At 40.5% G+C, this 11,974-nt stretch carries 15 protein-coding genes; 13 read left to right on the top strand and 2 right to left on the bottom strand.

What is annotated here, in order from left to right; translation table 11 throughout:
- Nucleotides 1–6 precede the first annotated feature (6 nt).
- The 5 genes from C6Y03_RS15625 (at nt 7) to C6Y03_RS15605 (ending at nt 5,566) form a co-directional block, all read left to right on the top strand.
- Nucleotides 7–1,275 (top strand): peptidase U32 family protein, encoded by a 1,269-nt coding sequence (locus C6Y03_RS15625; protein ID WP_106039593.1) that lies wholly within the window; start codon nt 7–9, stop codon nt 1,273–1,275.
- Between the two features lie 7 nt (nt 1,276–1,282).
- Nucleotides 1,283–1,915 (top strand): uridine kinase, encoded by a 633-nt coding sequence (gene udk / locus C6Y03_RS15620; RefSeq protein WP_024423106.1) that lies wholly within the window; start codon nt 1,283–1,285, stop codon nt 1,913–1,915.
- Between the two features lie 652 nt (nt 1,916–2,567).
- On the top strand, nt 2,568–3,041 hold the full coding sequence (gene greA, locus C6Y03_RS15615; protein WP_007501433.1) for a transcription elongation factor GreA: 474 nt from the start codon (nt 2,568–2,570) through the stop codon (nt 3,039–3,041).
- A gap of 50 nt (nt 3,042–3,091) precedes the next feature.
- Nucleotides 3,092–4,834 (top strand): peptidoglycan D,D-transpeptidase FtsI family protein, encoded by a 1,743-nt coding sequence (locus C6Y03_RS15610; protein WP_106039592.1) that lies wholly within the window; start codon nt 3,092–3,094, stop codon nt 4,832–4,834.
- A gap of 66 nt (nt 4,835–4,900) precedes the next feature.
- Nucleotides 4,901–5,566, top strand: coding sequence for a YrrS family protein (locus C6Y03_RS15605; protein WP_034661482.1), 666 nt, complete (start codon nt 4,901–4,903; stop codon nt 5,564–5,566).
- 38 nt (nt 5,567–5,604) lie between these two features.
- On the opposite strand, the gene C6Y03_RS15600 is transcribed toward C6Y03_RS15605, so the two are convergent.
- Nucleotides 5,605–5,808, bottom strand: coding sequence for a YrzA family protein (locus C6Y03_RS15600; protein ID WP_034620637.1), 204 nt, complete (start codon nt 5,806–5,808; stop codon nt 5,605–5,607).
- Nucleotides 5,809–5,994: 186 nt separating this feature from the next.
- Between C6Y03_RS15600 and C6Y03_RS15595 the strand changes: the two genes are divergently transcribed.
- The 7 genes from C6Y03_RS15595 to C6Y03_RS19210 all read left to right on the top strand — a co-directional run bounded on the left by C6Y03_RS15595 (nt 5,995) and on the right by C6Y03_RS19210 (nt 10,678).
- Nucleotides 5,995–6,636, top strand: a complete 642-nt coding sequence (locus tag C6Y03_RS15595) for a class I SAM-dependent DNA methyltransferase (protein WP_106031258.1) — start codon at nt 5,995–5,997, stop codon at nt 6,634–6,636.
- Nucleotides 6,637–6,651: 15 nt separating this feature from the next.
- Nucleotides 6,652–7,347 (top strand): 5'-methylthioadenosine/S-adenosylhomocysteine nucleosidase, encoded by a 696-nt coding sequence (gene mtnN / locus C6Y03_RS15590; RefSeq protein ID WP_106039591.1) that lies wholly within the window; start codon nt 6,652–6,654, stop codon nt 7,345–7,347.
- Nucleotides 7,348–7,393: 46 nt separating this feature from the next.
- Nucleotides 7,394–8,317: a PLP-dependent cysteine synthase family protein gene (locus C6Y03_RS15585; RefSeq protein WP_106039590.1), complete on the top strand. Its 924-nt coding sequence runs from the start codon at nt 7,394–7,396 to the stop codon at nt 8,315–8,317.
- 1 nt (nt 8,318) lies between these two features.
- Nucleotides 8,319–9,467, top strand: a complete 1,149-nt coding sequence (locus C6Y03_RS15580; protein ID WP_106031260.1) for a bifunctional cystathionine gamma-lyase/homocysteine desulfhydrase — start codon at nt 8,319–8,321, stop codon at nt 9,465–9,467.
- 72 nt (nt 9,468–9,539) lie between these two features.
- Nucleotides 9,540–9,770, top strand: a complete 231-nt coding sequence (locus C6Y03_RS15575; protein WP_041815772.1) for a YrhC family protein — start codon at nt 9,540–9,542, stop codon at nt 9,768–9,770.
- Nucleotides 9,771–10,215: 445 nt separating this feature from the next.
- Nucleotides 10,216–10,350, top strand: a complete 135-nt coding sequence (locus C6Y03_RS15570; RefSeq protein ID WP_008342648.1) for a YrzI family small protein — start codon at nt 10,216–10,218, stop codon at nt 10,348–10,350.
- Nucleotides 10,351–10,516: 166 nt separating this feature from the next.
- Nucleotides 10,517–10,678, top strand: coding sequence for a hypothetical protein (locus C6Y03_RS19210; protein WP_212040727.1), 162 nt, complete (start codon nt 10,517–10,519; stop codon nt 10,676–10,678).
- A gap of 42 nt (nt 10,679–10,720) precedes the next feature.
- On the opposite strand, the gene C6Y03_RS19675 is transcribed toward C6Y03_RS19210, so the two are convergent.
- On the bottom strand, nt 10,721–10,846 hold the full coding sequence (locus C6Y03_RS19675; protein WP_080869492.1) for a YjcZ family sporulation protein: 126 nt from the start codon (nt 10,844–10,846) through the stop codon (nt 10,721–10,723).
- Nucleotides 10,847–11,113: 267 nt separating this feature from the next.
- Between C6Y03_RS19675 and C6Y03_RS15560 the strand changes: the two genes are divergently transcribed.
- Nucleotides 11,114–11,716 (top strand): class I SAM-dependent methyltransferase, encoded by a 603-nt coding sequence (locus C6Y03_RS15560; RefSeq protein ID WP_106031261.1) that lies wholly within the window; start codon nt 11,114–11,116, stop codon nt 11,714–11,716.
- Nucleotides 11,717–11,974 lie beyond the last annotated feature (258 nt).

The raw sequence follows: 11,974 nt of genomic DNA, 5'->3' as shown, positions 1-11,974 counted from the left end.
GAGGAAATGGCACTATTGAAAGATGGTATTTCTGAAATAATTGATGGAAAACGTGTCATTACAAAAAAACCAGAACTGCTTGCACCAGCAGGAAACTTGGAAAAGCTGAAAATTGCTGTACATTACGGAGCAGACGCGGTCTTTATTGGCGGGAAAGAATTTGGACTTCGCTCAAATGCCGATAACTTTTCAATTGAAGAAATGGCTGAAGGCGTCGCATTTGCAAACAAATACGGTGCACGAATTTATGTGACAACGAATATCTTTGCCCACAACGAAAACATGGACGGACTTGAGGAATACCTTCAAGGGATTGAAGGCGCTGGAGTAGCGGGCATTATTGTGGCTGACCCGCTGATCATTGAAACGTGTAAACGTGTCGCCCCGAAGCTTGAAGTCCATTTAAGCACACAGCAATCTCTTTCGAATTGGAAAGCTGTTCAGTTTTGGAAGGAAGAAGGTCTTGAGCGTGTGGTGCTTGCTCGCGAGACAAGTGCGCTGGAAATTAGAGAAATGAAAGAAAAGGTCGATATTGAAATTGAAACGTTCATTCACGGTGCAATGTGTATTGCTTACTCTGGCCGCTGCGTGCTCAGTAACCACATGACGGCAAGAGATTCTAACCGCGGAGGCTGCTGCCAGTCCTGCCGCTGGGATTATGATCTTTATAAACTAGAAGGTTCTGAGGAAGCGCCATTGTTTGGAGAGGAAGACGCACCATTTGCGATGAGTCCAAAAGACTTAAAGCTTGTCGAATCCATTCCTCAAATGATCGAAATGGGAATTGACAGCTTGAAAATCGAAGGGCGAATGAAATCAATTCATTATGTGGCAACTGTCGTGAGTGTATATCGCAAAGTCATTGACGCCTATTGTGCTGACCCGGACAATTTTGTCATTCAGCAGGAATGGTTAAATGAACTAGATAAATGCGCAAACCGTGACACAGCGCCAGCCTTTTTCGAAGGTGTACCAGGAACGGATGAACAAATGTTTGGCATTCATGGAAAGAAAACGACATTTGATTTCGCAGGTCTCGTTCTTCATTATGATGAAAAAGAACAAATCGTCACATTGCAGCAGCGCAACTTCTTTAAAGCTGGCGATGAAGTCGAATTTTTCGGACCAGAAATTGAGAATTTCACATGCAAAATTGAGACGATTTGGGATGAAAAAGGAAATGAACTAGATGCCGCTCGTCATCCGCTGCAAATCGTAAAATTCAAGCTCGATCAAAAAGTATACCCTAGCAACATGATGAGAAAGGGGAAATAACAGGCACATGAGGAGTAAACCAGTTGTCATTGGAATTGCTGGCGGCTCGGGTTCAGGTAAAACGAGCGTCACCAATTCGATCTATGAAAAATTTAAAGGACATTCCATCCTCATGCTTCAGCAAGATTTATATTACAAAAATCAAAGTCATATGCCATTTGAAGAGCGCTTGCTTACGAATTATGATCATCCGCTTGCATTCGACAATGACCTGATGTTTGAGCATTTGGAACAGCTCCTAAGGTACGAATCCATTGAAAAACCAATATATGATTTCAAGCTAAACACACGTTCAGAAGAGACTGTCCATGTTGAACCAAAGGATGTCATCATCGTTGAAGGCATCTTTGCACTAGAAGATGAACGTCTGAGAGACTTAATGGATATTAAACTGTATGTTGATACAGATGCAGACCTTCGCATCATTCGCCGCATTTTACGTGATACAAAAGAAAGAGGCCGTTCAATCGATTCTGTGATTGAACAGTATGTATCTGTTGTCAGACCAATGCATAATCAATTCATTGAACCGACAAAGCGATACGCCGATATCATCATCCCAGAAGGCGGCCAAAACCATGTGGCGATTGACCTAATGGTGACAAAAATTCAAACGATTCTTCAAAACCGAGCAGAGTAAATGGTGGAGAAGAAAAAGACCTTTACATTGTAAAGGTCTTTTCAACATCATGATAAAGAGAATAAATACCAATATTTCACTTGTTTCTATAAGTAGAAACTGCTTAAATATTTTTAGAAGGAACACCTTGAATGAAAGATTTGGTATGATAGGAAAACAATGATGTGAAATAGATGTAGAAAAATGCCGTTTTCAAGCTGAATATTGAAGTTGTTTCGATTTTGTAATAGTATATTAAAAAAACGACAAACAAATCATCACAAATTTTCAAACAATTCTTGATCAAAAAGCAATTTTGTAATAATATAGCATAGACATATCGTACACTGACCATATTATGTATTGGAAGATGGAGAATGGATAAGCTATTCTTCTACATATGATCGAAATGGCGAACGAGGTACAGGAGCTTCCTGTGCCTTTCCACAGTTTGTGCGATGAAGATAGATCATCTTTAGACCACTGAGAGTGGTTCTGTCTGAAAAAAGGCATAATAGTTGCATCTAAAAGGGACGCCATGTAAGATGGACTTTTACAAATATGGGACAGAAGGAATGAGGGCCTGAAGAAGTCCTCATTCTTGTATATTTCAGTCGTCACTCACGTGCAGAAAGTTTGTATGATGAGGATTAATAGAAGGAGTGAATGATTCATGGCACAAGAGAAAGTATTTCCAATGACAGAAGAAGGAAAACGTAAATTAGAAGAAGAGCTTGAATATTTGAAAACGGTTAAACGTAAAGAGGTTGTAGAGCGTATTAAAATTGCTAGAAGCTTTGGAGACCTCTCTGAGAACTCGGAATATGATTCTGCTAAAGAAGAGCAAGCGTTTGTAGAAGGCCGTATCACAACGCTTGATAATATGATTCGCAATGCCAAAATTATCGAAGATGAAGGAAACTCAAATATTGTCTCACTTGGTAAAACAGTCACTTTCGTTGAATTACCAGACGGAGAAGAAGAGTCTTACACAATCGTTGGAAGTGCAGAAGCTGATCCGTTCGAAGGAAAGATTTCAAACGATTCACCAATCGCAAAAAGTCTGTTAGGCAAACAAGTAGACGACAAAGTAACCGTTCAAACACCTGGCGGAGAAATGTTCGTCCAAATTGTAAAAATTTCATAATTACGTTTATACGATAAACACCTCGTCCACAATAGGGACGAGGTGTTTTTATGCGCAAAAAACGTAGAATTCAATGGACAGGTGCTATCATTTTTATGCTGCTGCTCGGTCTTCTCATGAGACTGGCAGAAATTCAACTGTTTTTCACAGAATCTTTTTCAAAGCTTGATATCAATTTAATACAAGAAAGTGTCAAACAGCGTACAGAAGAAGTGGTCATTTCAGATGGTCGCGGTGAATTTTTAGATCGAAACGGCGAAGCGCTTCTCACAAAAGAACAGCCCGCGGTTATCTTATTTCCTTTTCTGCAATATGATCTTCCTCATTTAAAACAAACCGCTTCTATTCTTGAGATGGAAGAAGATGAACTCAAAAAACAGCTGACAGAAACCAAAAAACCTCTGATTCTCAAAGATGACATCACGAAAAAAAAGTTGAAAGACATCAATGATATGAAATATTCAGGTGTTTACGGCGTATATATGAAAGAGAAGGACAAAAAAAGACTTGCCCTCCACACATTAGGCTTCACGAGTGAAAATCCAGAATTGCTCAGAAAGCGTTATCCTGACAAAAAAGAGCTTTCCATCCGTACAGAAATCGGTACTTTTGGGCTAGAAAGTACCTTTGACGAATTTCTATTACCCGAGCAAGACACAAAATTGTTATATCATGTGGACGGAAGGGGAAACCCTTTGTTTGGAATGGACGTCAAATATACAGCAGAGGCTCATTCATTTTATCCTCTTCAGGTTCAAACAACAATTGATGAAAACATGCAAGCTGAAATGGAGAAAGTTCTGAAAGAACAAGGCGTCGAAAAAGGCGGGGCCGTTCTGCTCGACATTGAAAGAAGCAGCGTGTTGGCGATGGCGAGTACGCCAAATGTCACAAGCAAAAACCGGCATGAGGCAAGAAATTATATGCTGACTGCCATGGCACCAGGCTCTGTCTTTAAAACCGCTGTACTTGCCGCAGCAATCGAAAAAAACCTCGACCAGCCACAAACGATGTATGACTGTCGAAAGAATTTATATGGAGAGCCAGAAGGAACGCAGGAAGTGCTGAATCTGTCTGAGAGCTTTTCGCAGAGCTGTAATTATACCTTTGCGACACTTGCTGGCAATATTATCCAAACAGATGATCAAATCATCGAAAAGACGGCTGCAAAGCTTGGACTCATTGATCGAGCTGGCTGGGAAGGGGATGTCTATCATAAGCAGCATTTCAAACAGTTTGATCGTGAAGAAACCGGCAGTGTGTGGGGAGATAAAAGAGACAAGCATGTCAAAAAAGCCATTGCCCAAACCGCAATAGGACAAAAAAATGTCAAAACGACTCCTTTGCAAATCGCCAATATGATGGCATCGATTGCGAGAGGCGGAGAACGAAAAGAAGTGAAAATCGCTGAAAAAGTGCTGTATCAAAACGGAACAACGATGCTAACCTTTCAAAACAAACGACCGGAAGGAGACAGTATTGACCGCTATACAGCTCAAAAGCTGCAAAAGTACTTAAGGCAGGTGGTGACGTCTGACAAAGGAACAGGAAGAAGGTTTCAAGATCTTCCATTTGATGTAGCGGGGAAATCAGGCACTGCCCAAACCGGCAGTAAAGATAAAAAGGGGAATCCGCTTTATCATAAGTGGTTTGCTGGGTACTTTCCGGTGGGAAAACCAAAATATGCTCTTGTCGTTGTTCACCTTGATGAGGCAAGTGGCCGGGCTAAGACAAATGATGCGTTTTATGATATTGTAAAAAAGGTCAATGAAATTGAAAAGAAACAGACATAGAACATCCCTTCATGTCATGTTAGAATAGTAACGACTTAGGGAACGAGGCAAAGGAGTGCAGAGATTTTGAGTAGAAATTCTCGATTTGAACATCGTGATAAGCGCAGAAAGGCGAATATGGTGCTTAACATATTAATTGGTATCGTTGTGGTGCTTATTTTGGTTGTCGCATCGAGTTTGTTAATTTTTAATAAACCGAAAGATACAGATGTAGCGAAAGAACCATCAAAAACGGCGCCTGCAACAAGTGAAAATAAACAAAACTCAGAAGAAGATGTGAAAGATCAAAAGAAAGACACATCCGATGATTCAGATGCAAAAAAAGAGGACTCATCTGATCAAGACGACGATACGAAGAAGACAGATGATGAAGAAGAGCCTAATAAAGATGCGTTAAAAGACGCCAAAGAAACAGACGGCGGCAAAACGAGTGACGTAGACAAAACATATGAAAGCGATGACTGGGAGCCTGTAGGAACAGAGCAATCCGGTTCACATACAGCAACCTATGATTCTAACTCAAAAGACTGGAAAGAAATGATTAAAGCCATGTCCTACGCGACGGGAATTTCAGAAGATCAAATGACGGTTCTTTGGTTAGGAAATAACGGAGGCCCTCAAGATGCAAAGGGAACCATCCGTGACAAATCATCAGGTGAACGCTACCGCGTGGAAATCACATGGGTAGATGAAAAAGGCTGGAAACCTGTAAAGGTTGAAAAATTAAAATAAACATGAAAAAAAGATAGCAGCCATGCTATCTTTTTTATTTAGATATTCGCCTTAAAATGAACAACCGCTGTATACAAAATCCGGTCATCAATTACAGTCGTTTGATGACTGACAGAATGAACAGTCAGCAAGATTGCCTGATTATGTTCAATTTGTTTTTGGATCTTTTGTTCAAGTTCTTTTAAAGACGATGCTTCAAAGAATTCAATTTTATCCTTTAGAAAATCCAACTGAAAATCCATTTGATTCACTCCTCCATACTCTCCATTCATCTTAATCTCTCTCCTCTAAAAGGGCAAATATTTTTCTACCCCTCCCAGTATTTTTTAGTAGGAAAGAAACAGAAGATGTGGTAGGATAAGAACTGTTCGACGAATTAAAGCATACTATACGCATAGGAATAAATAGATAAAGTGGAGGGAAAGAAAATGGGACGTGAGTTTCTTTCTTTATTTGATCATTGGGCTGAGTCTTATGACGACACGGTAAGTGGTCATGACGAGCAGTATGAAGAAGTGTTTCGCCGGTATCCGGCCATTTTAAAAGAGATTGTAGAACGTTCAGGTCAATATGTCCTTGAGTTTGGAAGCGGCACGGGTAATCTAACAGTGGCACTGCTTGCAGCTGATAAGAACGTGTTTGGTGTTGAACCATCAGACGCCATGAAGAAAGCGGCTCTTCAAAAGGGAGTACCCGATGTGTTTCATGATGGGGATTTTTTATCATTTCCAGCGCCGCCATTTGAGCCGGATACGATTGTCAGTTCATATGCTTTCCACCATTTAACGGACGAAGAAAAAAAACAAGCCATTCACACCTATAGCAACATCCTTCACTCAGATGGTAAAATAGTCTTTGCTGATACAATGTTTCAAAATCAAGCAGCACATCAAGCGGAAATCGACAAAGCGAAAGCCGCAGGATTCGATCAGCTTGCTGAGGATTTAGAAACGGAATATTATCCATCCATTGATGTGCTAAAGCAAATCTTTGAAGAAGAAGGTTTTAGCACGTCCTTTCATCAAATGAATGATTTTGTTTGGATCGTAGAAGCGAAGAAAAGGGAATGAAAGGATGTTTTTGATTTGAAAATCGCAGTCATAGGTGCAATGGAAGAAGAAGTGACAATATTAAGAGATCAACTAAAGAATGCTACACAAGAAAACATCGCTGGGTGTGAATTCACAACAGGTGTTTATGAAGATAAAGAAGTGATTTTATTAAAATCAGGGATTGGAAAAGTAAATGCAGCGGTCAGCACAACACTTCTGCTTGACCGCTTTCAGCCGGATTATGTGATCAATACAGGATCTGCTGGCGGTTTCCATCACACATTAAATGTAGGGGATATTGTCATATCTACTGATGTTCGACATCATGATGTGGATGTGACAATCTTTGATTACGAATACGGACAAGTACCAGGGTTGCCAGCTGCTTTCGCTGCAGACGAAAAGCTTGTGAAGCTGGCAGAGGCATCGGCTTTAGAGATCGATCATATTCAAGTGGCAAAAGGAACAATTGCAACAGGAGATTCGTTTATGAATGATCCGGATCGTGTAGCGTTTGTGAGAGAGAAGTTTCCAGAACTATATGCGGTGGAAATGGAAGCCGCAGCTGTTGCACAAGTTTGCCAGCTCTTTGGAACGCCATTTGTTGTCGTTCGAGCGCTATCTGATATTGCAGGGAAAGAATCCAATGTCTCCTTTGATCAATTTCTTGAGCAAGCAGCGATTCACTCAACTGACCTTGTCTTGCGTATGATAAAGCAAACTCAATAAAAGAAGGGGGTTCCCCCTTCTTTTCCATACAAAGGAAGGGAATCATATGGCTGTCATAAAGGATATTACAGAATTAATTGGCCGCACACCGCTTTTAAAGCTGTCAGGGATTGGCATCCCAGATGGTGTAGAGGTGTATGCAAAGCTTGAAATGATGAATCCGGGTGGAAGTATTAAAGATCGTTTAGGTGATATGCTCATAAGAGAAGCATTGGCATCAGGCAAATTGCGTTCAGGCGGAACCATCATTGAAGCAACTGCTGGAAACACAGGAATTGGTCTTGCCCTCAGTGCAAGAAAGCATCAATTGCGGACCATTTTTTGCGTACCAGAACATTTTAGTCAAGAAAAACAACAACTAATGAAGGCGCTCGGTGCAGAGATTATTCATACACCAAGAAAAGAGGGCATGAAGGGTGCGATTGATCGAGCTCTTGAATTAGAGGCAAGCCTTGACAATGCCTATTGCGTTTTACAATTTAAAAACCAAGTAAATCCATTGACTTACTATAAAACGCTTGGCCCAGAGTTATGGTCCGACCTACAAGGAAACATCGATGTATTCGTAGCAGGAGCGGGATCTGGAGGAACTTTTCAAGGGTGTGCTGCCTATTTAAAAGAGCAGCATCCGGCGTTAAAAACAATTGTTGTCGAACCTGAAGGATCGATTTTAAATGGAGGAGATCCGGGCCCGCATAGAACGGAAGGAATCGGCCTTGAATTTATCCCAGATTATATGGAATCTGCTTTATTCGATGAGATTTACACGGTCAGTGATGATGATGCTTTCCAAATGGTGAAAGAAGCTGCTGAAAAAGAAGGCGTTCTCATTGGAAGCTCTTCAGGTGCTGCATTATATGCCGCTTTAGAGGAAGCAAAGAAGGCAGCACCTGGGACAGTCATTGTCACCATTTTTCCTGACAGCAGTGAACGGTATTTAAGTAAAGGAATTTATGAGGGAGGAAAATAGAATGAAACCAAAAACAATGATGATACACAGCGGAACAACTGGTGATGAAAAAACGGGCGCTGTGTCTGTTCCGATATACCAAGTGAGCACTTATAAGCAGCCGAAAGCAGGCGAACATACAGGGTATGAATATTCTAGAACAGCGAATCCAACAAGAACGGCACTTGAAACCGTCATTCGTGATCTTGAAGGGGGAGCAAACGGCTACGCATTCGGTTCAGGGATGGCTGCCATTACGGCAGTCATGATGCTGTTTAACAGCGGAGATCATATTGTCCTGACAGATGACGTGTACGGCGGAACCTACCGCGTCATTACAAAGGTACTAAACCGTATTGGCATTCATGCGACCTTTGTGGATACAAGTGATCCTGAAGCGGTGAAAAAAGCAATTTTACCCGAAACAAAAGCGGTTTACATTGAATCACCAACCAATCCTTTACTGAAAATGACTGATCTCAAAGCGATCGGCCAATTGACAAAAGAAGCCAACATCTTAATGATTGTTGATAATACATTTTTTACACCTTATTTCCAAAAACCGATTGAATATGGGGCGGACATTGTCCTCCATAGTGCCACTAAATATTTAGGCGGCCACAGTGATGTCGTAGGCGGGCTTGTTGTAACAGCGACGAAAGAGCTTGGAGAAGAACTTCATTTTGTTCAAAATTCTACTGGTGGAATTCTTGGACCGCAGGATTCATGGCTTCTCATGAGAGGGATCAAAACGCTTGGACTAAGAATGGAAGCACATCAACAAAATGCGCAGAAAATTGCTGAGTTTTTAGAACAACATCCAGCGGTCACACGTGTTTATTACCCAGGTCTCGGTGCTCACCCTGGACATGAACTTGCGAAAACGCAAGCATCAGGCTTCGGCGGAATGATCTCTTTTGATATTGGAAAAGAAGAACATGTCGATGTGTTTTTAAGCCAGCTTAAGCTGTTTACAATCGCAGAAAGCCTTGGAGCGGTTGAAAGCTTAATCTCTGTTCCTGCTCGAATGACTCATGCGTCCATTCCGAAAGACCGCCGGAAGGAGCTTGGCATCACTGATGGTTTAATTCGTATATCCGTTGGGATTGAAGATGTGGATGATTTACTGAATGATATGAAGCAAGGACTAAACGCACTAGTGAATGGATAGATTTACATGCCACTACCTTTCTTTTACTATGTTAAGCTATCAATAGACATGTTAAACAGGAAGGTGATTCAAGTGAAGAAAAAGTGGAGTGGTTTAGTGACAGATTACAAGCAGTACGCTTTTATTTTGCTTGCTGTCAGCACCTTTTTATATATTGGTACGATCATACCAAACCAGCACATCGAAGCATCTCCAAAAATGCTGATGATGGGAATTGATTGTGTTTTCTTATTAGCAGCTTTTCTTTGTGTCAGACGCGCGATCTTTTTTCAAAAGAAACTGCAAGAACTAGATGAAGATTAATTCGAAAAGTCTCCTCATATACGTGAGGGGGCTTTTTTGATTGTATTGGACAAACGGACAAGAATAACTGTAGAAATTTAGTCAAAAACACAAAAATCATCTATATTACTAAAAACAGGTTTACAAAATGGTGCTTGCTGGATATACTTACAAAGTAATTAAAAACGTAAAGGAGGCTGAAGAATATGTTATTCGTATCTACTTGTGATCAATTCAACCAACAATTTCATCATGTCATCAGCCTGTGGAAGAGCTCGTGTCCTTCCTTTACCTTATACGGTGCACGCTTCAAAACTGTTTAAGTAAACGAGGATTTCACGCATCATCCATTGCAGGTTGGAAGACATTGTCTTTTGATCTGCATTTTTGTGTGCCCGCAGGTCAACTGATAAAGAAGATCTGCGGGCTATTTCGCATGCTGCGAACTGAAGGGAGGTGAGCGTATATGACAATCCATTTATTCTTTATTACATTGACGATTCAGCGTAAATACAAAGACATTGAGACCGTTCTTTATGAACAACAAGTCGAAACATTTTATGAAGAAATGAAGCAGAAACAACTAAAGTATATGAACTAAAACAGGAAAAGAAAAATTGGAAAAGGAGGAGATTGACATGTTTATGATGCTTGCAATGCTTGATTGTTATACTAGGGAGAAGGACCAGGTTTAGACACGCTCCACATTGATCACCTGCACATATGATATCCGTAAAAGGAGATTGTGAGGTGATCAATGAATGTCGATGTCACCATATATGAGGTTTCCGTCAGTGGGGCACGGGTATACGTCCATTCCGCATTCCTTAAAGCACGGGTACGGCAATCCATACCGAATGCAAAGAGAGCAACAAGAAATGCTTAGACGCTATATGTACAATTACAATTATCCAACTTATTGGTATTAAAGAAAAGGAGCAGGAAACAATACGTTTCCTGCTCCTTTTACATTAGTAAATCCAGCTTGCACCGATGATGATCAACAAAATGAACAGTACAACAAGCAATGCGAATCCGCCTGCAAAACCGCCACCGTAACCACCGCAGTCTCCAGAATAACCGCCACCAAAGCCCATAATCTAGCACCACCTTTATCTAATCAAGATACATTCATAAAATATGCAGCTCATGCAGAAAACGAAATCAATCTGAGCACAATTAATGAAAACGCCTATTCAGAACAAAATTTTTTAAAGTTCTGCGAAACATTTTCTGAAAAGATGCCGTCTAATCAATGACAACTAATTAGGACTAGGTCTTAAACTTTGTTAGGCGAGAGCCGATATGAAAAGTAAGAAAATTCGTAAATAGTTTTATTTACTGGTGCAAAGCAGGTGTTAACATTGATTCAAAGCTGGATTGGAAAACAAATGAGGGAACCAAAAGGCTTGTTCTCAAAATGGGTTGCCCGCTATATGGAAAAAAATCATCATAATATCAATGAATGGACGATTCAACTCTTAAATATACAAGAAAACGACCGGATTTTAGAAATCGGGACTGGAAGAGGCATGACATTATCGAAGGTAGCAGAAAAACTTGATCGCGGTAAAGTATATGGATTGGATGCCTCTCGTCATATGATCAAATATGCAAAAAGAAAACATAAGAAGCTTGTGGAACAGGATAAAGCCGTCGTGACTCTTGGTAAAGCTGAGCATTTACCTTTTGAAGACAGATCATTCAATAAATTATTTACGGTACAGACCATCTATTACTTGAAGGATATTGAGCAGGTCATGAAGGAAGTGTACCGCGTTCTTCAAGTGGATGGAGAAGTATTCTTATCTTTCCAACAGCAGGAACTGATGAAGGAACAAAAACGGTCACAATCTTTTTCATCGTATAGTGAACAAGAGATCAGCCGCCTATTTTCAGCGTATCACTTTAGAGAAGTTTCGGTTTATCACTATGATACATACATCTGTATCAAAGCGTTAAAATGATGAAAATATTTCCCAGGTAATGAACAAGCGTCTAAAAAGAGGCTCTTCGTCAGAGGAGCCTCTTTGCTTACAATTGTATCCGTGATTGATGGGACGCAAAGTTAAAAAAGAAGACTCTTCATCAGAAGAGTCTCAGATTGTAGAGAAACTCATGTTTTTCTACAATCTTTTTTATTTTCATCGTAATTATGATGGATGGGATTTAATGAAAAAGGCCTCCCACACACCTAGCCTAGCTTCGCTAGGTGTGTGGCAATC

Origin of the sequence: Bacillus sp. LNXM65 (assembly GCF_002998575.1) — a bacterium.
Taxonomy (GTDB): domain Bacteria; phylum Bacillota; class Bacilli; order Bacillales; family Bacillaceae; genus Bacillus.
The sequence above is the reverse complement of the archived record's forward strand: the minus strand, read 5'-3'. Positions and strand labels throughout refer to the sequence as shown.